This is a genomic window from Kribbella sp. NPDC055110 (assembly GCF_053607525.1).
This window is the reverse complement of record NZ_JBSGTS010000050.1, coordinates 1-24,078: the sequence shown is the minus strand read 5'-3', so window position 1 is coordinate 24,078 and position 24,078 is coordinate 1. Positions and strand designations below refer to the sequence as shown.

The following is a 24,078-nucleotide window of genomic DNA, read 5'->3' as shown; positions in this document are numbered from 1 at the left end:
CCAACGTCTCGTGGGCTGTTTTTTTTTTATAAGCGACCGGTCGCAGACCCCTGGCCCTCGTGTGGGCCCCGGGCCGCGCCGGGGCTGGGCGGGGCGGGGGCGGGGGGGTGGACACCCCCCCCCACACACCGGCCCCGGCACGACGGTCATTGCGTGATGAGCGACTGCAGCTTGGTCTGCAGGTCGGACAACGCCTGGTCCGGCGTCACCTTGGCATTCAGTGCGTCGTACGCCGCCGCCTGGATCGCGGCCGTCACGTCGCCGTACTTGACCACCCGCGGCCGCGGCTGCGCACCGAGGATCGAGGCCTTCAGCGGCGCCAGGTACGGGAACTGCTTGGTCAGTGCCGCGTCGTCGTACAGCGAGGCCCAGCTCGGCGCCTGCGACGTCTTCTCGATGTTCGCCTTCTGGCGCTCTTCGCTCGCCATGAAGTTGATGAAGTCGAGCGCGGTCGCCTTGTTCTTGGCGAACGAGCTGATCGCGTAGTCGTGACCACCGAGCGACGAGACACCCGGGCCGGTCTTGCCCGGCAACGGCGCGACCGCGAACTTGCCGGCGATCTTCGAGGAGCCGTCGGTCTTGTTCGCCAGCGAGTACACGTACGGCCAGTTGCGGTGGAAGAGCAGCTTGCCTTCCTGGAAGGCGCGGCGGCCCTCTTCTTCCTTGTAGGTGATCGCGGCCTTCGGGATGGCGCCGGCCTTGAAGGCGTTCACCAGTTCGTCCAGGCCGGCCTTGGCCTCCGGGGTGTTGACGTTCGGCTTACCGTCCTTGTCGACGATCACGCCGCCGGCCGAGTTGATCGCCTCGGCGAAGTTCACCGTCAGGCCCTCGTACTTCTCGTACTGGCCCGCGTAGCAGCTCATGCCCTTGGCCTCGGGCAGCGCGGCCACCTTCTGGCAGTCGGCGAGCATCTCGTCCCAGGTCTTCGGAGCCTCCGCGATACCGGCCTTGGTCAGCAGGTCCTTGCGGTAGTAGAGCAGGCCACCGTCGGAGGTGATCGGCACGCCGTACAGCTTGTCGCGGTACTTCGCCGTCTCCACCGTCGCCGGGATCAGCTTGCTCAGGTCGGGGACCTTGTCCTCGGGGATCGCCGAGACCCACTGGTTCGCGGCGAACTCCGACGTCCAGACAACGTCCATCGACAGCACGCTGTACGAGTCGGACTGCGCCTGCGCGTTCTGGATCATCTGCTGCCGCTGCGCGTTGGCGTCCTCGGGAAGCTCCTTGAGCTCCACCTTCTCGTTCGGGTGCGACGCATTCCAGGCATTGAGCTGGTTCTGCAGGTTTCCGGACGTGTCCTTGCCGCTGGCAAGGGTGATCGGCCCCCGGCCCTCGAGCGCTCCGGCCGAGCTGCCCCCGCCGCCGCTGCTTCCGTCGTCGCCACTACCACACGCGGTGGCGAGCAGCGCGAAGCTGCTGGCCACGGCCACGAAGGCCGTCCTGCGTGCGTGTGATCGTTCAAACCTCATCGTTTACCTGCCCTCTCCCGATGGGACATCGCTTGGTCCTGCGGTGACCGATCGCATTCCCCCACCGCACTGCGATCCGCCATGTCCGGACAGTAACCGAGATCGGGGCCGATGTGTTCTGAGCCACACACATGTTCCGTCTCGACGGTCTCTGAATCGGACAGCCGCATGGCTGTATGCGACCGCGTTTGGGAAGCCCGCACAACCGGGCATTTCCTAACGATTCGGTATTACCGATTAGTAACCTGTCTGAACCGGGCAAGACCGTTCAGATCGACTCCGGGCAGTCGTCATCACGCTCCGGAGCGGATTCGCGACTCCGCTAGGACCTCAGCCGGATCTCAGGCCGGGGAGGCCGACGCATCGCCGACGTTGCCCCGGACCCACTCGACGATCTCGGTGGTCGTCGCGCCCGGGGTGAAGATCTTGTGGACGCCGAGCTCGGCCAGCGGCTGCAGGTCGGCGTCCGGGATGATGCCGCCGCCGAACACCACGATGTCCTCGGCGTCCCGCTCGGTCAGCAGCTCGCGGACCCGCTTGAACAGCGTCATGTGCGCGCCGGACAGCACCGACAACCCGATCGCGTCGGCGTCCTCGGCGATCGCGGTCTCCACGATCTGCTCCGGGGTCTGGTGCAGACCGGTGTAGATGACCTCCATGCCGGCGTCCCGCAGAGCACGGGCGACGACCTTGGCGCCGCGGTCATGACCGTCCAGACCGGGCTTGGCGACGACAACGCGCAACGGGTTCGTAGCAGACATGTGGGCAGGCTAACCGCTGCGTACCTCACGGATAAGACACGGAGGCGTGTGTTCCCCCACACGCGGAACGGGAACCGGTTACCGTTGAAAGTGATCGGACCACCGGGGGGTCTGGTTTGGTGAGGAGGCGCGCATGACTGCATCGATGCCGCCACTCCGTCGCGGCTGGTCATGGGGCTGGGCACCATGACCAGCTGGCAGGACGACGTCCGCGGCGCACTGGACGGACTCGCGTACGGCGCCCGCTCCGCGCTCTCGCCGAGCGTGCTGCACGGTGCCGCGGTCGAGCTCGGCTGGCTGACCACACACCTGGCGATGTACCCGCTGGGCCTGGTGAGCAATACCCCTGCGCTGCCCTCGCGGCTGAACCTGACGGGCCTCGGACCGGCCCAGCGCGGTCTGCTGGTCAGCGACATCCGGGCCGCCGGTACGCCGATCCTGCTCGCGCACGGCATCATCGACAACCACACGGTCTTCGCGATGATGCGCCGGCACCTGGTGCGACGCGGGTTCAGCAGCATCCACACGTTCTCGTACTCGCCGCTGACGCTGGACGTACGCCGTACCGCTGAGCGGATGGGCCGCGAGATCGAGGCGATCTGTGAGGCGTCCGGATCCGACCAGATCCACGTGATCGGGCACAGCCTCGGCGGGCTGATCGCCCGGTACTACGTCCAGCGGCTCGGCGGCGACGCCCACGTGCACACCTGCGTCACGCTGGGGACGCCGCACCAGGGCACGCTCGCGGCCAAGCTGCTCCCGTGGCCGCTGGTGAAGCAGGTCCGGCCGGACAGTGATCTGATGGCAGAACTGGACGAGCCGGCGCCGGACTGCCGGACCCGGTTCGTCGCGTTCTACAGCGACGTCGACCAGTTGATCGTGCCGCAGCGGAGGGCCCGGATCAGTCACCCCGATCTGGTGGCGAGTAATGTCCGCGTCCACGGCGTGGGCCACCTGTCCTTGCCGTTCCACGGCGAGGTCGTGCACCGCATCACCGGCGTACTGGCCAACCTGGACGAAGAACCCAAAACTGCCTGACCAGGAAGCTTTCTGGGCGATTCGGGCCGATGCACGTGCAGCGGCTCATGCAAAAGTTTCGTGAAGGACCGGCCGAAAACGGGGTGGCGGGGTTTGTCACCTCGTGACCCTTCCGTTATGGTCTGTGAGTCCTCCCGGGGAATAAACCCCTCGAGAGGAGGAGAGAGCTTCCCCCTCGCTCTCCCCAAGCTGTTGCCCCACCCCTAGCCCCTCCCCTGTGACCGAAAGGCCACGTTGTGTCCCAGCACCGTGCCGCGGGAGACCGCGTCACGCCCGGCAACGCTGCGCGCAAACCCGGCGCAGGACGTCATAGTGCCAAGCATCGCGTCGCCAGGCGTAATACCCCCACCAGCTCCCAGATCGTCGGTCTGACCGCTGCGCTCGCCGCAGCAGCCGGTGCCGTCGGCTTCAGCCACAGCACGCTGGCGTCACCGACCCAGGCGAACTCCGCGGTGAACCTCGCCGCCCTCAGCCTGGACAGCGGGCAGCAGCTGTCGGGTATCACCACGGCACGCATCCAGGCGCGCCAGCTCGCCACCCGTGACTCCTCCCGGGTCCAGCTGGCCGACGCGACGACCACCAAGAAGCAGTCCGCCGCCGCCAAGCTGGCCCAGGCCCGCGCCGCGAAGCTGACCGCCACCCAGGCACTGACCGCCAAGCGCGCGAGCGCACTGGCCACCGCGAAGGCGAAGCAGGAAGCCGCCCAGCAGAAGGCCCGCGAGTCCGCCACCCGCTGCGAGATGATGGTCTCCGGCTACCACATCACCGCGACCTTCGGGCAGGGCGGCAACCGCTGGGCCCGCAACCACACCGGCACCGACTTCGCCGCCCCGACGGGCACCCCGATCGGCGCCGTGATGAAGGGCGTCGTGATCTTCGCCGACTGGGCCGGCCCGTACGGCCGTCAGGTCCAGGTCCGGCACGAGGACGGCACCGTCACCTGGTACAACCACATGTCGAAGTTCAGCGTGTCGGTCGGCGAGACCGTGTACGCCGGTGACCAGGTCGGCGCGGTCGGGATGACCGGTAACACCACCGGCCCGCACCTGCACTTCGAGGTCCGGCCGGACGGCGGCGAGCCGATCAACCCGATGCCCTGGCTACGCGACCACTGCGGCCTGAACCCGTAATACCCGCGCACCGCGCCACGAGAGCGCTCGCGGTGGGGAAAGAAATCGTCTCTCAGTGGCGAAAAGTTACCCCGCTTCCCCGGTCGATCAAGGCGAGCGCCCTGATCGACACCGGCGAGTACGAGCGACACGCGGTCCGGGGAGTCCTACCCACCTGAAACGACCAGCAGAACTCCCCACACGACCGTGTCAGCCGACAACCTCGACGAGGTTGCGGCGCGGACCACTAAGCTGCGGCGCATGCGTCCGGCAGTTGCTGAGGTTCTGCACTTCTCCGAGGATCCGACCATCGAGATCTTCCGCCCGCACGTCGCGAAGACAGCGCAGCAGCGCACGGCGTACGTCTGGGCCGTCGGCCACGACCGCGCGCCGGACTACTGGTTCCCCCGCCAATGCCCGCGAGCGATGGCCTGGGTCGGACGGAGCACCACTTCTGAGGACCGCGACCGGATCATCGGCGTCGGCTCCGGATCCCGCGTGCACGCGGTCGAGTACGGGTGGCTGGATGCGATGCGCTCCGTCGAGCTGTACGCGTACCGGCTCCCAGCCGACGTCTTCGTCGAGCACGACGCCGCCTTCGTCGCGACCACCGACGTACGACCTCTGGGTACGCCGGAACGGGTCGGCGACCTGTTCGCGCTGCACGAGGAGGCCGGGATCCAATTGCGGGTCCTGCAGCGGCTGCACGGCTTTTGGGCCGCGGCTACCACCAGCACTCTCGAGTGGAGCGGTATCCGGCTCCGGAACGCCCGGCCATGACGTACGGCGAGGTCGGCGAAACGGCCTGGGGTTGGGTGCTGGGCCAGGTCCGGTGGGACGACGACGGCCCGTGGATCCCGGACTTCGGTGACAGCGATCAGCCCGACAAGTACGTCGAGGGGATGCACAGCGGCGTCGGCGGTCTGGCGCACGTGCTCGCGGAGATCCGCCTGACCCGGGAGTGGACGGATGCCGAACGGGACCTGGCCACGGGTATCGCGGAGCGTCTCCGTGCCGCGATCCCGACCACCACGTGCAGCACGTTCTTCGACGGGCTGGTGAGCTCGATCGGTGTGTTCACCGCGCTCGGCGAGCCCGGCGCGGGGGCGGCGATCGACCGGGCGCAGGAGCTGGCGACCGCCGACGGCTGGCATGAGAGCTTCCTGGACGGCGATCAGTACCTGCCGGGCGCGGTCGCCAACGACGTCACCTTGGGCACCGGCGCGCTGTTGCTGGGCGCCCTGTGGGCCGTCCGGCACGGCGAAGACGGCACCGCGCTCGCCAACCGGGCCGCGGACCTGCTGCTCGGCGAGCAGGAGGAGCTGCCGACCGGGATCAACTGGCAGTTCGTGTCCCGCCGGTTCCGCACTGACGAGCCGACCGAGATGCCGAACTTCTCGCACGGTCTCGCGGGGATCGCGGCGGTGCTCGCGGTGGCCGGCGTGGAACTCGGGCGATCCGAGCTCGTCGACGTGGCGCGGCGCGGGGCCGAACACCTGGTGACGCTCGGCATCAACGACGACAAAGGCTTCCGCGTGCCGCGGGTGATTCCGTGGGCGGAACGGCACGGCGACGAGTACACGTTCAACTGGTGCCACGGCGGTGTGGGGACCGCGGCGACGTTCAGTGCGCTCGAGTACGCCGACGTACCGCAGATCGCCGGTGAGACGCCGCAGACGTGGCGTCGCAGGTGTTTGGACAGCGTTCGGTACTCCGGCATCCCCGAGCGGCTCCATCCGGGTTTCTGGGACAACGACGGCCGCTGCTGCGGTACGGCGGGTGTCGGCGACGCGTTCCTCGACGCGTGGCGCCACGACGGCGACGAGCGGGACCTGGAGTTCGCCGTACGGATGGGTGACACGCTGCTCGGCCACGCCTACCCGGAGGGGTACTGGCGGTTCGTCGAGCACCGCAACGAGGATCCGTTGCTGCGGCCGGGCGTCGGGTGGATGCAAGGCGCGGCCGGGATCGCGGCGTACCTGTTCAGGCTGCAGCGGGTGCTCGGCGGCGATCAGCGTGCCGTCGAGCGGATGGAGAACTGGTTCAGCGCTGCCAGACCTCGGCGGTCGTGAGGAACGCCGACGAGCCAGGCCGGTCCGGTGAGCCGTCGACCTGAACGAAACCGGGCACCGAGGCGCCGCCGATCGAGACCGTCGCGGAGCGGACCGGGGCGATCACCAGGCTGAGGCTGTGGTTGCCATCGGCAAGCTGGAAGTTGTCGGTCGCGAACAACCGCCGGTCCAGTACGCCGCTCATCTCGATCTGGATGTCCGCGGCCTTCGCGCTCAGGCCGTCGGCCAGGTTCATCGAGACCTGCACCAGGTCCCGTTCGACGGCCGGCTCGTGCCACGGCAGGCCCTGGACCTCGAGGAACGAGCGGACGAAGTACCGCTCCAGCCAGGAGGCGAGATCGACGTCCTCGGAGACCACACGGACGATCCCGTCGAACCACAGCACCACCGCCGTACCCGGGCCGCGGATCGACCAGTCGACCATCCAGATCGACGCGTACGCCGTCACCTTGCCGAACTCGTCGAACAGCCGCAGGCCAGGATTGGCTCCCGCCAGGATGATCCGGCGGTTACTGGCCGACGACTTGGACATGGGTGCGCTTCCCGGGAGGGGGCCGAAGATCCTTGATTGTCTCAATCTCTGCGTCAGATGCAACGCGAACATCCAAAAGCTTGACTTGGATCTGTTTACGGCCGCCACGGATGGGCGCGCTCGGCGGCGGCGATCGGGTCGTCCGGCCAGACGATCGGGTGCGTGGCGACACCGGCGCGGCCCGGCAACGCCAGCGCGGAATCGACCGCTCCGAGCAGGGCCTCGGCGGTCACAGCCGGGGAGTAACGCTCCGTGATCCAGTCCCGCGCCGCACGGCGGACGGGGTCGTCTGCCGGTACGTCGACCAACTCAAGGGCCTGATCCGCGAGCAGGTGCGGTCGGGCGTCGTCGATTCGCCAGGTTCCGGGGGCCTCGAACAGCTCCTCGCCGCCACCGGCGGGGTACCCGACGACCAGGCAACCTGCGGCGAGTGCCTCCGCGACCGGCAGGCCGAATCCTTCGGAGATCCCCAGAGCGACGAACACGGAGGTCCGGCCGAGGGCCTCGACCACCTGGCTTTCGCTGAGCTCCGCGAGCACGGCCAGGTGGACTCCGTCGGCTCGCGGGTCGTTCCGTAGCAGGCGTTCCAGGACCGACGCCTCGAGCGGGCGACGGCGCGGCATCCAGGCGATCTGGCGGGTGCGCGGCCCGGGCCGGAATAGGTCGATGTCGATCGGGTTGGGCACCAGGCGGACCGGGAGTTCCGGGTGCAGCCGGCCGAGCACGTCGTGGCTCTCCTGCGACACGGCCCAGACCTCCGGCGCCGGGTCCCAGCCGGGGTATCCGGTGGTGTCGCGCCACGACCAGAACGTCAGGAAGTGGTTCTGGTTGAAGATCACCTTCCGTACGCCGGGTGCGGGATCCACCCCGGGCAGGAGGTACAGCTCAGGTACGACGAGCAGGTCGTCGGCGCCCAGCTCGAGCTGGTCGTTGCCGAGGATCGGCGCGGTCGTCTCGAACCAGGGCAGCCGATAGCCCGGCGTACGGAACCACAATGCGGCGTCGATCCCCGCGGCACGCAACAGCTCGACGTGGCTGGCCTGGACCCGGATCCCACCGCCCGGAGAATCAGGCTCCTTGACGGCGTAGACAACCCGGGCGCTCAGACCTTCTCCACCGGCGCGCCCACTCTTTCCAACTTCTTCTGCACTAGATCTTCTCCACCGGGGCGTAGCGCAGCAGGAGCCGCTTGACTCCCTCCGACCCGAAATCTATGTCCGCCTGGGCCTGCTGGCCTTCGCCGCGGACCACCACGACGGTGCCCATCCCGAAGCTGTCGTGCACCACCCGGTCGCCCGGGTTCAGGCTGATCACCGGCTTGTCGGACGCCGTCCTGCGGGCCGGCTCGTAGCGGCTCGGGATACCGCTGCCGCGGGTCGTCCCGGTGCCGGACCAGCGGGTGATCGCGGACTCGTCGCGACGCCAGTCGAGCAGCTCGGCCGGGATCTCCTCCAGGAACCGCGACGGCGGGTTGTGCTGCGGAGCGCCGTACGCCGAACGCACCGCGGCACGGGAGATCGCCAGTCGTTGCCGGGCCCGCGTGATCCCGACGTACGCGAGCCGGCGTTCTTCCTCGAGCTCCTTCAGGTCGGTCAGCGACCGCGAGTGCGGGAAGACGCCGTCCTCCATACCGGTCAGGAACACGACCGGGAACTCCAGGCCCTTCGCGGTGTGCAACGTCATCAGCGTGACGACGCCGCCGTCGTCGGCCGCGTCCGGGATCTGGTCGGCGTCGGCGACCAGAGCGACCCGCTCCAGGAACGCCTGCAGGTCGGCGGCCTCGCCGGCAGCGGTCCGCTCTTCGACGAACTCGCGCGCCACCGAGATGAACTCGTCCAGGTTCTCCAGGCGGGTCTCGTCCTGCGGGTCCGGAGACTTCTGCAACGTCTCGTAGTACCCGGAGCGGTGCAGCGCGACGTCGAGGATGTCGTCCGGCGGGGCGCCCGAGTCGACCATCGCGGTCAGCTCGTCGAGGATGTCCACAAAGGCCTGCACGGCGTTCACCGAACGCGACGCCATCGCCGGCGCCTCTTCGGCCCGGCGCATCGCCGCTGCGAACGAGATCCGGTCCCGCTGGGCGAGCGCCTCGATCGCGGCCTCGGCCCGGTCGCCGATCCCACGCTTCGGCTCGTTCATGATCCGGCGCAGCGAGACGGTGTCCTCCGGGTTCACCAGCACGCGCAGGTACGCGAGCGCGTCGCGGACCTCCTTGCGCTCGTAGAACCGGACGCCGCCGACCACCTTGTACGGATGGCCGGTGCGGATGAAGACTTCCTCGAACACCCGGGACTGCGCGTTCGTCCGGTAGAACACCGCGACATCGGACGGCTTCACCCCGTCGGCGTCGGCGAGCCGGTCGATCTCGTCGGCGACGAACTGCGCCTCGTCGTGCTCGTTGTCCGCGACGTACACCGCGATCTGCTCGCCCTGGCCCTGGTCGGACCAGAGGTTCTTCGCCTTACGGCCCTCGTTCCGGCTGATCACCGCGTTGGCCGCGGTCAGGATGGTCTGGGTGGAGCGGTAGTTCTGCTCGAGCAGGATCGTCTCGGCGCCGGCGAAGTCCTCCTCGAACGCGAGGATGTTGCGGATCGTCGCCCCGCGGAACGCGTAGATCGACTGGTCCGAGTCGCCCACCACCATCAGCTCGGCAGGCGGCGCGGTCGGGCCGTTCTGATCGGCCGCGTCCTCACCGCAGAGCTCACGGATCAGCGTGTACTGCGCGTGGTTCGTGTCCTGGTACTCGTCGACGAGCACGTGGCGGAAACGGCGCCGGTAGTACTCACGGACCTCGGGGAAGGCCTGCAGCAGGTTGACCGTGGTCATCAGCAGGTCGTCGAAGTCCAGGGCGTTCGCCTGGGCGAGCCGCTCCTGGTAGATCCGGTAGCACTCGGCGTACGTCTCCTCGAGATGGTTCTCCGCCTTCGAGGCCGAGGTCTCGTGGTCGATCAGCTCGTTCTTCTGGGTGCTGATCCAGTTCAGCACGGCGCGCGGGTTGTACCGCTTGACGTCCAGGTCGAGCTCGCGGCAGACCAGCGTCATCAGCCGGCGCGAGTCGGTGTCGTCGTAGATCGAGAACGTCGAGTTGATCCCGAACCGCTTGATGTCGCGGCGGAGGATCCGGACGCACGAGGAGTGGAACGTCGAGACCCACATCAGCTTCGCCCGCGGGCCGACCAGGTCCACGACCCGCTCGCGCATCTCCGCGGCGGCCTTGTTGGTGAACGTGATCGCCAGGATCGAGCCGGGGTGCGCGTCGCGGGCCGCCAGCAGGTAGGCGATCCGCCGCGTCAGCACCCGCGTCTTCCCCGACCCCGCACCGGCCACCACCAGCAGCGGCTTGCCGGCGTGCACCACGGCGGCGCGCTGCTGCGGGTTCAGCCCCTCGAGCAGCGCATCCGGGTCGGTCCGGGACGTCTTCGGCTCCTCCAGCGGCACCGGGAGCTCATCAGGCGAAAACAAAGTGGTCATCACCTAACACCCTAGGCGCTCCCCCCGACAGTTACCGAAAACCGGGTGCGGCACCTAGGACGACTGGCGGGTGAGGTGCAGTACGACGGGTGCGGCCGCGCCGAGCCAGTGCATCTTGGCGTTGTGGTCGTCGTACGTCGTGACGCGCAGTCCGGGGACGCCTTCGATCGTGCCTTCGTAGTCCTTCGCGGCCAGGTGGGCGACGACGTCGGCGAGTTCGGGCCCGTCCATCCACTCGATGCGCGCGAGGTCGGGGCGCGCCTGCCACATGTCGACCCACGCGGCCGGGTCCTCGCTGAACAACGTCGTACGCAGAATCATCGACACCGCACCGAGCAGCGTCGCGGCCGGCGTGGCCGTCAGTTCCAAGAGGGTGCGTTCCTGCTCTGACAGATCGTCGGTCAAAATCACTCGCAGGAGACTGCCACAGGTACCGCTTTGCTGTGGGCAGACTTGCCGTCAGCAGAAAAGCTGGGACGGGGCCGTTCGCCAGGTCAGTGTGGATGACATGGCAGAAGACATGAAAGCGCCGTTGTTCAACGAGTCCGCCCGGCAGCGGCTGCTCGGGCAGCGGATCGTCGTACTGGACCGAGTCCTCGACGACGACCTCGGGACCCTGCTGGCGACCCAGATCCTGACGCTGGCGGCCGAGGACCCGGAGACCGACATCGCGTTCTGGATCCACTCGCCCGGCGGCTCGGTACCGTCGATGCTCGCGATCCGCGACGCGATGCGGCTGGTGCCGTGCGACGTGTCGACGCTGGCGATCGGGCTGGCCTGCAGCGCGGGGCAGTTCCTGCTGTCGGCCGGTACGCCGGGGAAGCGCTACGCGATGCGGCACGCCCGCATCCTGATGCACCAGGGCTCGGCCGGCATCGGCGGATCCGCGGCGGAGATCGAGATCCAGGCCAATGACCTGCGGCACATCCGCGACACCGTACTCGGACTGATCGCCGAGGACACCGGCCAGCCGTTCGACATCGTGCACGAGGACTCGCTGCACGACCACTGGTACACCGCCGACCAGGCCCGCGAGTACGGCTTCATCGACCACATCGTCGAGTCCTTCGACCAGGTCATGCCCAGGAAGAAGGTGGCCGCATGAGCAGTTACACGATCCCGAACGTGATCGCCTCGCACCCGCGCGGCGAGCGGATCATGGACGTCTACTCGCACCTGCTGACCGAGCGCGTCATCTACCTCGGTACGGCGATCGACTCCGGTGTCGCGAACGCGATCATCGCGCAGTTGCTGCACCTGGAGACGGACAGTCCCGAGGCGGAGATCAACCTCTACATCAACTGCGAGGGCGGCGACATGTCCGCGATGCTCGCGATCTACGACACGATGCAGTACATCCAGTCGCCGGTCGCGACGTACGGCGTCGGGCAGGCGATCTCCGTCGGCGCGGTGCTGCTCGCGGCCGGTACGGCGGGGCGTCGCGCGCTCCTGCCGCACGCGCGCGTCGTACTGCATCAGCCGGCCGGCCGCGGTCAGGGCACGATCCCGGACCTGATCCTGCAGGCGGACGAGGTGGTCCGGGTCCGCGGGCAGGTCGAGGAGATCCTGGCGCGGCACACCGGCCAGACGATCGAGAAGTTGCGGCACGACACCGATCGCGACCACGTCCTGACCGCGGAAGGTGCCAAGGAGTACGGCATCGTCGACCTGGTGATCAACGAGCGCACCCCGGCTCCCGTGCTCACCTAGTCGGCGGCCTCCAGCACCGCGTCGGCGACGGCGGCGTGGTGGAGGAGGTCGGGCTGCGGGCGGCCGACCCGGTTGGTCAGGTACGCGTACGCGATCCTGCGATCCGGGTCGGCCCACCCGAGACAGCAGTTGCTTCCGTTGTGGCCGAACGTCCGCGGGCTGCTCAGTGAACCCAGGGACGATACGGCCCCCTCCATCCACCGCGGTCCACCCAGCTGGAAGCCCTGAGACCACCGGACCGGCGCCCGCGCCACCGGGTCGTACTCGCCCTCACTCGTCGGCTCGAGCGCGATCGCGAGCGACTCGGGCCGCAGCAGCCGGTCCTCCAGCAACGCCTGGTAGAGCGCAGCCAAGTCGCGTGCTGTCGTCGAGATTCCAGCGGCAGGTACGACGGCCTCGCGCGTACTGCGGCGGTTCACGACAGCCTGGATGAACGGCCCGACCGGACCCGTCGCGCGAATCGGGACGTGCCGGTCCCAGAGGTCGTCGGGCAGGCCGAGGTACGTGTCCGCGACGCCGAGCGGTTCGAGGACGGAACGCCGTACCAGCTCGTCGATGGGCGTCCCGGTGCAGCGCCGTACGACCTCGCCGAGGATGAACCCGAACGCCAGCGGGCTGTACGCGACGGTCCCGATCGGGTGGCGAGGCTTCACCTCCTCGATCCGGCGCAGCGCGCGGTCCCAGTCGGTCATCGCGCGGACCTCGCCGACGTACGAGCCCGCATGGGAGACGCCGGACCGGTGCCGCAGTACCTCGCGGACGGTGATCTCGCGTTTGCCGTTGCTCGCGAACTCGGGCCAGTACGCCGCGACCGCGTCGTCGAGATGCAGCCGCCGGGATTCGACGAGTTGATGGATCACGATCGCGACGTACGGCTTGCTCGCGGAGAAGAGCCAGAACAACGCGCTCGGTGAACACCCGAAGGAGCGGTCGACCACCGTCCGGCCGTCCCGGACGACGCACAACTGCGCGACCCCTCCACGCGCCTCGACCAGGCCGATCGCCGCGGCGAGACGGTCGTTGTCGAAGCCGGCGTCCTGGGGGTCGCAGACCCCACCGAACTCCATGAGTCCACTGTGCCTGCCCAGGCAAACCAGCACGGCAAACGGCTAGGGTCTGGCTGTGAGCGTGCCCGAGGCGAACCCGCGACCAGACAACGAGATCGAACGCATTCTGGTGGTCGTCGCGCATCCGGACGACATCGACTTCGGCGGCGCCGGCACCGTCGCGTTGTGGACCAAGGCCGGTATCGACGTCCAGTACTGCATCGTCACCGACGGGCAGGCCGGTGGTTTCGAACCGGATCGGGACCGTGCCGAGATTCCCGCCGTACGACGGGCCGAGCAGACGGCCGCCGCGCAGCACGTCGGCGTCCGCGAGCTGCATTTCCTCGGGTACGAGGACGGGTCCGTCGAGCCGACCGCGGAGCTCGTCCGCGACATCAGCGAGGTGATCCGCAAGGTGCGCCCGCAGCGGCTGCTCACGCAGTCACCCGAGCGTTCGTGGCATCGCCTGCAGGTCTCCCACCCCGACCACATGGCCGCCGCGGAGGCGACCGTCCGCGCGTTCTACCCGGCCGCCGGGAACCCGTACGCGTACCCGGACCTGACCGAGGAGGCGTGGGAGGTCGGCGAGCTGTGGATGATCGACCACCCGGTCGCGAACCACTACGTCGACATCACCGACACGTTCGACCAGAAGATGGCTGCACTGATGTCGCACACCAGCCAGCACCGCGACCCGGACGGCCTCCGCACCGGCATCCGGCGCAACTTCGCCGCCGTCGCCACGGCCGCGGGCTTCCCCGCCAACCATTACGCGGAAGCCTTCACCGTCGTCCGGCTCTAATGGGTTTGCCTGGCGGGCGGCGCGACCTGCAAGGTGCAGCCATGACGATTTCTTATGACGTGACCGGGGACGGCCCGGATCTGCTGCTCGTGCATGCGGGCGTGGCCGACGCCCGGATGTGGGCCCGGCAGGTGGAGGAGCTGAAGTCCGCCCATCGGGTGATCACCCTGGACCTGCGCGGCTACGGCCAGACGCCGCTCGTACCGAAGTACTCCGACGCGGGTGATGTGCTCGCCCTCCTCGAAGAGGTCGGCGCGCGGGACGTGGCGGCCGTCGGAGCGTCGTACGGCGGGTACGTCGTACAGCAGGTGGCGAGCCGGAAGCCGGAGCTGTTCTCGCGGCTGGTGCTGCTCTGTGCACCGACCGACAACGTGCAGCCGGACGACGAACTGCGGGCGCTGTGGGCCGAGGAGAACAAGCTGCTCGAAGCCGGCGACGTCGACGGGGCCACCGATCTGACCGTACGGCGCTGGATCGGCCCGGACGCGGACGACGAAGCCCGCGAACTGCTGCGGGGGATGCAGAAGCGCGCGTACGACGTACAGCTGGCCGCCGGTGACGTGGACAACGAGGAATGGCCGGTCGAGCCCGAGAAGATCGCGGCGCCGGTGCGATTGATCACCGGCGCCCACGACTTCACGTTCTTCACCGACAGCGCGGACTACCTGGCCGAACGCCTCCCGAACCCGGAACGCGTCCACCTCCCGTGGGCCGGCCACCTGCCGACCCTCGAGAGGCCTGCCGAGGCACTAGGCCTGATCGGCTAGCGCACCCATCGGGTCCCAGGCGGGAAGGACGATCGGGGCCTCGTCCAGGCGGGCCTGCAGGTCGGCCGGCAGTGCGGACCGGCGTACGGCGACCTCGAAGACGTGCTCGCCGAACCACGAGTCGTTCATGGTCCAGAAGCCGCTGTCGGCCTTCTCGTCACCCCAGCTGTTCTCGACCCGCCAGCGGCGCGGCTTGCCGTCCACCACGTCGACGCCGGTGAACAGCATCGCGTGCGTCATCAGCGTCTCGTGGTGCACCAGCCGGTCGGCCTTGTCCAGGGTGAACTCGGTGTCGTAGACGGCGCCGTAGTCGTACAGCTTGGCGTCCCAGAAGCCGAGGTCGGCGTTCATCTGCTTGCCGACGTCGCAACCGAACCAGACCGGCTCGCCGCCGACGATCGCGTCCTGGGTGAGCTGCTTCATCAGGTCGATCTCGACGTTCAGGTACACCACCGGCGGGGCGTCGATGACGTTGCCGAGGAAGTCGACGGTGAAGGTGCGGCCGACCGGGCTGGTCTTCCGCGGGTCGTGCACGAGACACACGTACTCGTCGACCGGCAGCTGCACGTACGCCGCCGCGAACTCGGTCGGCGTCGTCCAGCCGTCGCGGTGGAAGCCCTTGTCGGTGTCCTTCCACTGCCACAGGAACTTCTGCGGCGGCGTACCTAGGTGGATGCTCAGCACCCGGTGCACGGTGGTCAGGATCTCGCGCTTACGCTCGCGGCGCGCGTCTTCGGTGTCGAGCGCCCGCAGATCGCGCGCGCCCTGACGAAGCAGCTTGCGCAGGGCGTCGTTCAGCTGCGCGGTCGCGGACGAACTCTCGGTCTCCGGCATCGCCGACTTCGGCACCAGGCCATGCTTCTGGACCAGCGCGACGAACATGTTCCACTGGCCGCCGTCGCCGATCGGGTCCGACAGCAGGTGCGCGACGGTCCGGTCGTCGGCATCCCGGTCGGAGGTCTCGATGATCGCCTCGAGGAAGAAGTTCGAGCGCTCGAACTTGTCCCAGAACAGCAGGTAGTTCTGCGAGAACTCGAAGTCCTTGACCCCGAGCTTGTCGGCCGCGCCGGCGCGGAGCAGGTTCAGGCCGGCGAACAGCCAGCACCGCCCGCTCTTCTTCTGATTGGTGACCTTCCAGTCGTCCAGCAGATTGGACACCGAATGGTCCATCGACGTGACGACCTGGCGATCCAGGGCGATGCTGTTGACCGGCGTCTGCGTGACGGCGTTCTGCATCACCCGGTACTGCGGGTTCGACGCGAACTCCTTCTCGAAGAGCACGAGCTGATCGGCTGTGAGATTCCGCTCCATAACAGTCGACGGTATAACAGCCGCCAAGCCCGGGCCGAAGGATCGGAGTGGCGAATCGATGCCCTGGCCGAAACGCGCCACCGGTGCGACCTTGCGCTACGCTAGTTGAAAACGACATTCAACAAAGGAGGCCGTCATGGCCCGACGTCCGGTACCCACCGGCAAGCGCAAGCCGAAGCAGAACCCGCTGGACCGCGACGGCATCACCTACATCGACTACAAGGACACCGCCCTACTGCGAAAGTTCATCTCCGACCGCGGCAAAATCCGCTCCCGCCGCGTCACCGGCCTGTCCGTCCAGCAACAAAAACAGATAGCCCGAGCCATCAAGAACGCCCGCGAAATGGCCCTCCTCCCCTACACCTCCTCCGGCCGCTAAGTGCTGCGCGCCGCAACTTCCCCGGGCGGCGGTCGGTCTGGTCGTGTGGGGAGTTCTGCTGGTCGTTTCAGGTGGGCAGAACTCCCCACACCACGCGGCGCCGCATGTGGCCGTCGAGCCTGAACGGACTGACGCCGACCGTCGCCCGGCTCATACTTGGGGAGTGTCGGAGATGGACCTACCTGAGTTCGTTCGCGCGCAGCGGCACGCGATCGAGGTGCTGCGCGGGGGCGGGGCTGTTGTCGTGACCGGTCCCGGTCCCTTGACGTACGGCGTCGTGGCGCGCGACGCCCGTTCGCTGAATCTCCTGACGGGTCGCCCCGTCGACCATCCGGTCGCGATCTCGGTCCACTCGGCCGCCGCGCACGATCAGCTGTTCCGGTACCTCGATCTGCGGAGCGACGCCCTCGCCACCGTCGATTTCGCGCTCGCCGAGCGCATCGTCGTACTCGCGCCGATCCGTTCGGACCCGACCATGCCCGAGTGGCTGGCGCCGGCGATCGAGGACGGCTGGGTGCTGTTCTTCGATGGAATGTGGGGTCCATTGGTGTACGTGTGGGAGAGCCACCCCTTCCTGTATGGAAGTAGCGCGAACCGCCCCGGCGACGCACCGGTCCTCTCAGCCGCCGAAGCCCGTGCGCGATTTCCAGCCGGCACGGTGATCATCGATGCCGACGGTGACCGTACGCCGACCGCGGCAAACGGAACCGCCACGACGATCCGCGTCGATCCGGACGGCCGGCTGACCCTGCATCGATCGGGTGTGCACGAGGAACTCGTGGGTGGATCCGACGTACTCCTGGACCGGCTCCGCGAGTTCGAATCAGCGATCGCGGTACTGGACGGATCGGTCGCTACGCCGTTGGGCAAGACCTATCTGTCGACCGCGGTGGTCGAGGACGGCGTACCTAAGCAACTGGTGCCGAAGACGCGGATCCGGCTCGAGTTCGCGCGAGTGCCCAACAAGAACGCGGACGGTCCACGGGTGTACGACGTCCTGCGGGCCAACGTCGGGTGCAACAGGCTGGGCGCGGTCGTCGCAGCCGGCGAACTGCTGACCGACGGGAACCTCTGGATCGAAGGATTCGGCGGCACCCAGGTCGGCTGCCAGCCCCCGCTTCGGGACCAGGAGGAATGGCTGAAGACATTCCTGATGAGCAACCCGTTCTGGCGACTCGACGGGGACGAACTCACCCTCACCTCAGGCAGTACGACGATCACACTGCTCGACCGGAAGATCGCCGAACCGGACTTCCCACTCGACGGGACCAGGTGGAAGATCGTCAGCACCATCACCAACGCCGACGCGCGCCATCACCGCTATCACGCCGAGCCGGCGTGGATCAGCTTCGACAGCGGGCGCCTGACCGGCTGGACCGGATGCAACGAACTGTCCGGCACCGTCACCCGCAACAACACCGAACTGACCTTCAGCGACGTCACCACCACCGACCACGCCTGCACAGGCGAAACAGCCGACGTACAGGCTGCAATCCTGGCCACCCTCGGCCCCGCAGTCACCTACACCATCGAACACAACCAGCTGATCCTTCTCGCCCCGTCCGGCATCGGCCTCGACCTGAAAGCGGCTAAGCCAACTGCTCGTACAGGACGCGCGGCCGCGACCGCGTGGGGGTGATTACACGAGGCGGCGGTCGGTGGCCCAGCGGGTTAGTTCGTGGCGGTTGGAGAGTTGGAGTTTGCGGAGGACGGAGGAGACGTGGGTCTCGACGGTCTTCACGGAGATGAAGAGTTCGCGGGCGACTTCCTTGTAGGCGTAGCCGCGCGCGATCAGGCGCAGTACCTCGCGCTCGCGCTGTGACAGCCGGTCCAGGTCCTCGTCGACCGAGGCGATGTCGATGGCGCCGGAGAAGGCGTCCAGGACGAACCCGGCCAGCCGCGGCGAGAACACCGCGTCGCCCTCGGCGACCCGGTTGATCGCGTCGACGAGTTCGGTACCGGAGATGTTCTTGGTCACGTACCCGCGGGCGCCGGCCCGGATCACACCGATCACGTCCTCGGCGGCGTCGGACACCGACAGCGCGAGGAACTTGATGTCGGGGTGCCGCTGGTGGACCTGCTTCATCACCTCGGTGCCACCGCCGCCGGGCAGGTGGACGTCGAGGAGTACGACGTCCGGCTCGGCGCCGACGATCGCCTTGACGGCGCTGTCGACGTCGGCTCCCTCCCCGACGATGTCGACGGCGGTGCCGATCTCGCTGCGCACCCCGGCCCGGAACATGTCGTGATCGTCGATGACGACAACGCGCCTGCTGCTCATCTGTCCATCTCCAGTCGCACTTCGGTGCCTGTCTCGGGATCGGACCGCACCGTCGCGCGTCCGCCGTGCCGTTCCATTCTGCCCATCACACTGTGCCGCAGGCCGAGCCGATCGTCCGGGACCTCGTCGACGTCGAACCCCTTGCCGCGGTCGCGGACGAACATCTCCACCCGGTCGCCGTCCACCTCGACGAACACGTCGATCTTCGCAGCACCGGAGTGCTTGGCGGCGTTCACCATCGACTCCCGGGCGGCCCGGACCATCGACGCGAGCGGTTCGGTCAGGTCGCAGTCGCCGACCGTGACGACCTCGATCGGTACGCCGTGCGAGTCCTCGACCTCGGCGGCCGCCTGCTTCGCCGCGCCCACGATCGTCTGGTCGGCGTCGTGTTCCTCGTCGTACAGCCAGGACCGCAGCTCGCGTTCCTGCGAGCGCGCCAGCCGGGCCACCGACTTCGGGTCCTCGGCCTGCTTCTGGATCAGCGCCAGCGTCTGCAGCACCGAGTCGTGCAGATGCGCGGCCATGTCGGCCCGCTCCTGCGACCGCACCCGCTCCGCACGCTCGGCGTTCAGGTCCCGGGTCAGCCGGTGCACCCACGGCCCGGCGATGACGCCGATCCCGACCACCGCGAGCAGCAGCGCGATCAGTACGTCGCCGACCATCGAGAGCCGGCCGTTCTGCACCAGAAACAAGGTGACCGCGGTGCCGAGCAGGACCAGTCCGACGGCGATCCGGATCAGCGACTTCCAGCCGCCTTTGCCGAGCACCAGGCCGATGATCGGGACCCGCACGTCGCGCGCCCACTTGTCCTTCTGGCTCTCGTCCGCCTGCCGCCAGATCAGCGCCAGACCGGTCGCGGCGAACACGAGCGGCCAGAACAGCTTCCCGGCGATGCCGAGCCCGGCGACCTGCAGCAGCAGGACCAGGCCGATGCCGATGGCCACCAGTGCGGGCAGCTGCCCGCGGCTCTTCTCCCGCTTCCGCTGCCTCGCCTCGGCGACCGGCGGCGCCGGCTCGTCGGTGCGCAGGCCCTTCCGCGTGTGCGCGGCCAGCCCAGGCGCATCCGGCATGGTCTCCGGCGCGAGCGGCATCAGGAACCACAGGGCCGCATAGATCAGTACGCCGAAGCCGCCGGACACCGTGGTCGCGATCAGCACCAGCCGTACGACGGTGTCCGACACGCCGAGGTGGTCCGCGATCCCGCCGGCCACACCGGCAACGACGCGTCCCTCGGTACGCCGGTACGCCCGGCGGGCCGGCTCCGCGGCCGGTCGCGGCGGCGTGGACGAGTACGCCGTACCGCCCGAGCTCGACTGCTGCTGGTTGCCCATCCGCGCGGCGTAGGCGGCGTACGGGCCTTGGTACTGTCCCGGGCCTTGCGGCCCCCAGCCCTTGAAGCGCCACTGGTCCTGGTTCTGGCCAGGCGGCGGCTCGGGTGGGGCTCCGTTCGCGGAGGACCCGCCCGGCGGCGCGGCTGCTGGCTGGCTCATCACAACGATCGTCACATGCGGACAGGCCCGACACCAGCAGGCTTGTCCCGGGCCGTCTCCTCAGCGGCCGCCCGCCAGGCTCAGGGTCGGCTAGGGGACAACCCCGAAATCCGATCGATTCGGGGGGTCATCAGGGTGCATCCCCGATGTTCCACACCAGAGTTGGTGTGAGTATCGATGGCATGGAGCAGAACCAGAGTGGACCCGCCGGGTTCGACCGCAACCGCCTGCAGAACCCTCAGAGCTGGCGGCGCAGCAGGTCGGACCGCTGGGTCGCGGGTGTCTGCGGCGGCATCGGCCGCGCGCTGAACATCGACCCGGTGCTGGTCCGCGTGGTGATGGCCGTGCTGATCATCAGCGGTCCGGGCGTGATCTTCTACATCGCCGCGTGGGTCCTGATGCCCGACGAGGGCAGCGACCGCTCGGCCGCGCAGGGCGTGCTCGGCGACCGGGTCCGGACCGACCACCCGTGGTTCTGGCCGATCGTGATCGGCGCCTGCGTGTTCATCGCGATCGCGATGATGTCGTCGTTCAACTTCGGCCGCTTCATCCCCGGCCCGCTGATCGTGGTCGGCGTCATCTGGCTGATCGCGAAACAGCGCAAGGGCAACAACAAGCCCAACGGGCAGGGCCAGCGCCCGCAGGACACGGTGCCGCCGAGTTCTCCGGCGTACTCCGGTCCGCAGCAGACCACGGCGTACACGCCTGTTCAGACCGACCCGTCTGCTCCTCAGGCGGGTCCGTCGTCCTCGGCCACACAGCGACCCCAGGACCGCACCGTCGAACCGGTCCAGCCTGTGTGGACCGAGGACGACCCCCTCGGCCTGTACGTCGACGAGCCGGCCGGCCGCACCTCGCCGGTCGCGAGCGCCCCCGCCGGACCGCCCGCGAAGGGCATGCGCGGGATCAAGTCGATCATCGTCGTCCTAACCGGTCTCGCGATCGGCATCGCCGCGCTGGCGGGTGCCCCCACGGCGACCATGCTGATCATCGGCCTGGCGACGCTCGGCGGCGGCATGCTGCTGGGCGGGTTCGTCGGCCGCACGCTGGCCCTGCTGCCGCTCGGGATCCTGCTGGCCGTCGGCGCCGTGGCGAGCACGGTGTTCCCCGGGGTGCCGCGCAACTTCGCCGACACGAACTACGTCGCGCCGGCCAGCCAGACCATCACCGCGACCGGGACGAGCTACCAGTTCGACGCCGGGTCGGTGCATCTCGACCTGACCCAGGCGAAGTTCGGCCCCGGCGCGAAGGTCGAGGTGCACGGCGGCGCCGGCGAAGTGATCGTCAAGCTGCCGCAGGACGTGGACGTGCAGGGCACCCTGTCGACCGAGATGGGAGACGTTGCCTTCCTCAACGAGCACCAGGGCGGCCATAATGCCGAACTGAAGCTCAACGACCTCGGCACGGACGGCAAGGCCGGCCCGCAGCAGGTCACCCTGGACCTGGACCTCAGGCTGGGCAGTATCAAGGTGGAGCGCCAATGAGCCAGCAGCGGAAGACCAAGCCGGACGTGCCCGGCGTGGTGGCCGGCACGGTGCTGACCGGCGCTGCCACGATCTGGATGCTCACGGACAACGGCGTACTGCAGGCCGACGACCTCGGCGTCACCAGCGCTCTCCTGCTGGTCACCGCAGGCCTCCTCGGCCTGGCCGCCTCGCGCCGCGTCTAACTCACTGGGTACGGCGTCCCCGGCCACATCCGCGGATCCTCGACGACGCCGGACCTCCTGTGGCGCCGCCCTCAACCGACGTACCGCTCCCCAAACCAGTTTGGGGAGCGTCTGCGCACAGACCGGGGAGTCCTACCTCCCGATCCGGGGAGACAGGATTCCCCAAACCAGTTTGGGGCTCACAAGGAAGTCATGCCGCCGCACGGGATGTACGACGCCTCCACCTGGCCTCACGCCACTTCCCGGAACATTTTCGTCACCGGCTGACAGTTTTGTTCCGCACACCACCACCCACGGGATCGGTCACGGGCGGTCGCCGACCGGCGGGGCGATGGTGGGGAGTGGGGACAGGCGTTGGTGGCTGGGGACAGGTAATACCAGGTGCCGGCCCACCATTGCCTGTTGCACGGCCCTGGGTCGGGCTGATCATTCCCCGCATACGCCGGCCAACTCGACCATCTCCCGAGCCGTTGCCGGGGCTTGCGGGGCCCTGAACAGGCTATTGCCTGTCCAAGCCCATCACGTCCTGTTCAACGAGCGGCCGCATCGCGTCGCGCCTAACTCGGTGGACGGTGGGTACGCCGATTTTCTAAGCTCCATGCTGTGCCCAGCCCGGAGGCAGACAGACCGTAACCACCGGCCGTTCCGTGTAATTCACCCCGGAACCGCCGGAGACGACTCATACCCGTCTTCTCATGGTTGCGGAGCATTTCCATGCCTTTCGTGCTGTATCTGCTTGGCCTGGCCGTTTTCGCCCAGGCGACCTCTGAATTCATGCTCTCCGGGCTCGGCCCGGACATCGCCCAGGACCTGGGCGTCTCGATCCCCACCACCGGCTGGCTGACGTCCGGGTTCGCACTCGGCATGATTGTCGGCGCCCCGGCCGTCGCCGCGCTCGGCGCCCGCTGGCCGCGCCGCCGGACCCTGCTCGTGACGTTGACCGTGTTCCTCGCGGTGCACGTGGTTGGCGCTCTGACCAGCGACTTCACCGTTCTGCTGGTCACCCGGGTCCTCGCGGCGCTCGCGAATGCGGGCTTTCTGGCCATCGCGCTCGCCACTGCCGCCGCCCTGGTCCGTTCGGACGCGAAGGGACGCGCGACGTCCGTCCTTCTCGGCGGTACGACGCTCGCGTGCATCGTCGGCGTACCGGCGGGTGCCGTGCTCGGCCGGTATCTCGGCTGGCGGTCCGCATTCTGGGCGGTCGCGATCATCTCGCTCCCGGCGCTGCTCGGGATCCTGCGCTCTGTCCCGGACCGCGCGACCGGGCCGGCGACCATCGGGCGATTCATCGTGACGCCGCGACTCGCCGTACTGCTGCTCCTCGGCGCCCTCGTGAACGGCGCGACGTTCTGCTCGTTCACCTACCTCTCGCCCGCGCTCACCGAGGTCACCGGGCTCGGGGTGGGATGGGTCCCGGTCATGCTCGCGCTCTTCGGGCTCGGCGCGTTCGCGGGCGTCACGATCGCCGGCCGGTACGCCGATCGTCGCGACGACCGCCTCGTGCTCGTTGCGGGCGGCATCTTGCTGCTCGGGTGGTGCGTGTTCGCCCTCAGTGCGGCGTACGTCGTACCGACCGTCGCCCTGGTCCTTGTCCAAGGCGCGCTGTCCTTCGCGGTCGGCTCCACGCTGATCTCCTACGCCCTGTACGCCGGCACCGAGTCCCCCGTCCTGACCGGAGGGCTGGCCACCGCCGCCCTGAACGTCGGCGCCGCCGCCGGACCGCTGCTCGGCGGGCTCGCGATCGGCACCGGAACGTTCCGCGGACCGCTGTGGATCAGTGCGGCCCTCGTGGGTACGGCGCTCGTCGTGGGAGTGGCCTCCATTAAGCTTGTGGATCGCGAGGGGCCCGGGTGAAGCGGGTCCCGTGGTTGAGGAGTTCCGATGGTGCGCGGCACCGTGAAGTGGTTCAACGCCGACAAGGGCTACGGTTTCCTGGCCGTCGACGGGCAGGACGACGTGTTCGTGCACTGGAGCAAGATCGTCTCCGACGGGTACCGGACACTCGAGGACGGCCAGCACGTCGAGTTCCAGATCGTCGACGGACCCAAGGGCCGCGAGGCCGACGCGGTCACTCCGATCTGAGAGGACGTCTGGGGACTCTGCGCCGTAGCGAGCAGGTGCTCGGCGGAGTGCCTCGGCGAGCGGGAGCGGAGGGGTCGATGTGGTTTCATCGT

The 24,078-nt window shown here is 68.5% G+C and carries 24 protein-coding genes; 14 read left to right on the top strand and 10 right to left on the bottom strand.

The window, feature by feature from the left end:
* Positions 1 to 146: 146 nt before the first annotated feature.
* Together ACWF0M_RS37315 and ACWF0M_RS37310 are read right to left on the bottom strand one after the other, a co-directional pair.
* Positions 147 to 1,430: an ABC transporter substrate-binding protein gene (locus tag ACWF0M_RS37315; RefSeq protein WP_452240493.1), complete on the bottom strand. Its 1,284-nt coding sequence runs from the start codon at positions 1,428 to 1,430 to the stop codon at positions 147 to 149.
* A gap of 380 nt (positions 1,431 to 1,810) precedes the next feature.
* Positions 1,811 to 2,230 (bottom strand): cobalamin B12-binding domain-containing protein, encoded by a 420-nt coding sequence (locus ACWF0M_RS37310; RefSeq protein ID WP_452240492.1) that lies wholly within the window; start codon positions 2,228 to 2,230, stop codon positions 1,811 to 1,813.
* 186 nt (positions 2,231 to 2,416) lie between these two features.
* Between ACWF0M_RS37310 and ACWF0M_RS37305 the strand changes: the two genes are divergently transcribed.
* The 4 genes from ACWF0M_RS37305 (at position 2,417) to ACWF0M_RS37290 (ending at position 6,449) form a co-directional block, all read left to right on the top strand.
* Complete coding sequence (locus ACWF0M_RS37305) at positions 2,417 to 3,268, top strand: esterase/lipase family protein (protein WP_452240491.1); 852 nt, start codon at positions 2,417 to 2,419, stop codon at positions 3,266 to 3,268.
* Positions 3,269 to 3,504: 236 nt separating this feature from the next.
* Positions 3,505 to 4,398, top strand: a complete 894-nt coding sequence (locus ACWF0M_RS37300; RefSeq protein WP_452240490.1) for a M23 family metallopeptidase — start codon at positions 3,505 to 3,507, stop codon at positions 4,396 to 4,398.
* Between the two features lie 240 nt (positions 4,399 to 4,638).
* Positions 4,639 to 5,157, top strand: a complete 519-nt coding sequence (locus ACWF0M_RS37295) for a DUF6886 family protein (RefSeq protein ID WP_452240489.1) — start codon at positions 4,639 to 4,641, stop codon at positions 5,155 to 5,157.
* Positions 5,121 to 6,449 carry a lanthionine synthetase LanC family protein gene (locus ACWF0M_RS37290; RefSeq protein ID WP_452240488.1) on the top strand — a complete coding sequence of 443 codons (1,329 nt, stop codon included), beginning with the start codon at positions 5,121 to 5,123 and terminating at the stop codon, positions 6,447 to 6,449. The genes ACWF0M_RS37295 and ACWF0M_RS37290 overlap by 37 nt, the downstream gene beginning before the upstream one ends.
* On the opposite strand, the gene ACWF0M_RS37285 is transcribed toward ACWF0M_RS37290, so the two are convergent.
* The 4 genes from ACWF0M_RS37285 to ACWF0M_RS37270 all read right to left on the bottom strand — a co-directional run bounded on the left by ACWF0M_RS37285 (position 6,421) and on the right by ACWF0M_RS37270 (position 10,860).
* Positions 6,421 to 6,981, bottom strand: a complete 561-nt coding sequence (locus tag ACWF0M_RS37285) for a hypothetical protein (protein WP_452240487.1) — start codon at positions 6,979 to 6,981, stop codon at positions 6,421 to 6,423. The genes ACWF0M_RS37290 and ACWF0M_RS37285 overlap by 29 nt on opposite strands.
* 95 nt (positions 6,982 to 7,076) lie before the next feature.
* Positions 7,077 to 8,003: a glycosyltransferase gene (locus tag ACWF0M_RS37280; RefSeq protein WP_452240486.1), complete on the bottom strand. Its 927-nt coding sequence runs from the start codon at positions 8,001 to 8,003 to the stop codon at positions 7,077 to 7,079.
* Positions 8,004 to 8,130: 127 nt separating this feature from the next.
* Positions 8,131 to 10,449, bottom strand: a complete 2,319-nt coding sequence (gene pcrA, locus ACWF0M_RS37275) for a DNA helicase PcrA (protein ID WP_452240485.1) — start codon at positions 10,447 to 10,449, stop codon at positions 8,131 to 8,133.
* Between the two features lie 54 nt (positions 10,450 to 10,503).
* On the bottom strand, positions 10,504 to 10,860 hold the full coding sequence (locus ACWF0M_RS37270; protein WP_452240484.1) for a hypothetical protein: 357 nt from the start codon (positions 10,858 to 10,860) through the stop codon (positions 10,504 to 10,506).
* A gap of 97 nt (positions 10,861 to 10,957) precedes the next feature.
* Here ACWF0M_RS37270 and ACWF0M_RS37265 point away from each other — a divergent pair, with 97 nt between their 5' ends.
* Both ACWF0M_RS37265 and ACWF0M_RS37260 read left to right on the top strand, forming a co-directional pair.
* Positions 10,958 to 11,554 carry a ClpP family protease gene (locus tag ACWF0M_RS37265; protein WP_452240483.1) on the top strand — a complete coding sequence of 199 codons (597 nt, stop codon included), beginning with the start codon at positions 10,958 to 10,960 and terminating at the stop codon, positions 11,552 to 11,554.
* Entirely contained in the window at positions 11,551 to 12,159 is a 609-nt protein-coding gene (locus ACWF0M_RS37260) for a ClpP family protease (RefSeq protein ID WP_452240482.1), read from the top strand. The genes ACWF0M_RS37265 and ACWF0M_RS37260 overlap by 4 nt, the downstream gene beginning before the upstream one ends.
* Here the strand turns inward: ACWF0M_RS37260 and ACWF0M_RS37255 are convergent.
* Complete coding sequence (locus tag ACWF0M_RS37255; protein WP_452240481.1) at positions 12,156 to 13,226, bottom strand: serine hydrolase domain-containing protein; 1,071 nt, start codon at positions 13,224 to 13,226, stop codon at positions 12,156 to 12,158. The two genes, ACWF0M_RS37260 and ACWF0M_RS37255, sit on opposite strands and share 4 nt — an antisense overlap.
* 55 nt (positions 13,227 to 13,281) lie before the next feature.
* Between ACWF0M_RS37255 and ACWF0M_RS37250 the strand changes: the two genes are divergently transcribed.
* The gene (locus ACWF0M_RS37250) at positions 13,282 to 14,007 is read left to right on the top strand and encodes a PIG-L deacetylase family protein (RefSeq protein WP_452240480.1); all 726 of its coding nucleotides are present in this window, start codon (positions 13,282 to 13,284) and stop codon (positions 14,005 to 14,007) included.
* 41 nt (positions 14,008 to 14,048) lie between these two features.
* On the top strand, positions 14,049 to 14,774 hold the full coding sequence (locus tag ACWF0M_RS37245; protein WP_452240479.1) for an alpha/beta fold hydrolase: 726 nt from the start codon (positions 14,049 to 14,051) through the stop codon (positions 14,772 to 14,774).
* Here the strand turns inward: ACWF0M_RS37245 and ACWF0M_RS37240 are convergent.
* Positions 14,757 to 16,085, bottom strand: coding sequence for an aminopeptidase C (locus ACWF0M_RS37240; protein ID WP_452240478.1), 1,329 nt, complete (start codon positions 16,083 to 16,085; stop codon positions 14,757 to 14,759). The genes ACWF0M_RS37245 and ACWF0M_RS37240 overlap by 18 nt on opposite strands.
* A 136-nt stretch (positions 16,086 to 16,221) precedes the next feature.
* Between ACWF0M_RS37240 and rpsR the strand changes: the two genes are divergently transcribed.
* Both rpsR and ACWF0M_RS37230 read left to right on the top strand, forming a co-directional pair.
* A complete protein-coding gene (gene rpsR, locus ACWF0M_RS37235) occupies positions 16,222 to 16,464 on the top strand; it encodes a 30S ribosomal protein S18 (protein ID WP_452240477.1) in 243 nt (80 codons plus the stop codon).
* A gap of 172 nt (positions 16,465 to 16,636) precedes the next feature.
* A complete protein-coding gene (locus ACWF0M_RS37230; protein ID WP_452240476.1) occupies positions 16,637 to 18,103 on the top strand; it encodes an META domain-containing protein in 1,467 nt (488 codons plus the stop codon).
* Here ACWF0M_RS37230 and ACWF0M_RS37225 read toward each other — a convergent pair whose 3' ends face one another.
* A complete protein-coding gene (locus tag ACWF0M_RS37225) occupies positions 18,104 to 18,745 on the bottom strand; it encodes a response regulator (protein WP_131344606.1) in 642 nt (213 codons plus the stop codon).
* On the bottom strand, positions 18,742 to 20,235 hold the full coding sequence (locus ACWF0M_RS37220; RefSeq protein WP_452240475.1) for a PspC domain-containing protein: 1,494 nt from the start codon (positions 20,233 to 20,235) through the stop codon (positions 18,742 to 18,744). Before ACWF0M_RS37220 ends, ACWF0M_RS37225 begins: the two co-directional genes overlap by 4 nt.
* Before the next feature lie 182 nt (positions 20,236 to 20,417).
* Between ACWF0M_RS37220 and ACWF0M_RS37215 the strand changes: the two genes are divergently transcribed.
* From ACWF0M_RS37215 to ACWF0M_RS37200, 4 genes are all read left to right on the top strand, one after another.
* Positions 20,418 to 21,719, top strand: coding sequence for a PspC domain-containing protein (locus ACWF0M_RS37215; RefSeq protein WP_452240474.1), 1,302 nt, complete (start codon positions 20,418 to 20,420; stop codon positions 21,717 to 21,719).
* Positions 21,716 to 21,904: a hypothetical protein gene (locus ACWF0M_RS37210; protein ID WP_452240473.1), complete on the top strand. Its 189-nt coding sequence runs from the start codon at positions 21,716 to 21,718 to the stop codon at positions 21,902 to 21,904. The genes ACWF0M_RS37215 and ACWF0M_RS37210 overlap by 4 nt, the downstream gene beginning before the upstream one ends.
* A gap of 714 nt (positions 21,905 to 22,618) precedes the next feature.
* Positions 22,619 to 23,758 carry a Cmx/CmrA family chloramphenicol efflux MFS transporter gene (locus ACWF0M_RS37205; RefSeq protein ID WP_452240472.1) on the top strand — a complete coding sequence of 380 codons (1,140 nt, stop codon included), beginning with the start codon at positions 22,619 to 22,621 and terminating at the stop codon, positions 23,756 to 23,758.
* 27 nt (positions 23,759 to 23,785) lie between these two features.
* Positions 23,786 to 23,986, top strand: a complete 201-nt coding sequence (locus ACWF0M_RS37200; RefSeq protein ID WP_452240471.1) for a cold-shock protein — start codon at positions 23,786 to 23,788, stop codon at positions 23,984 to 23,986.
* Positions 23,987 to 24,078 lie beyond the last annotated feature (92 nt).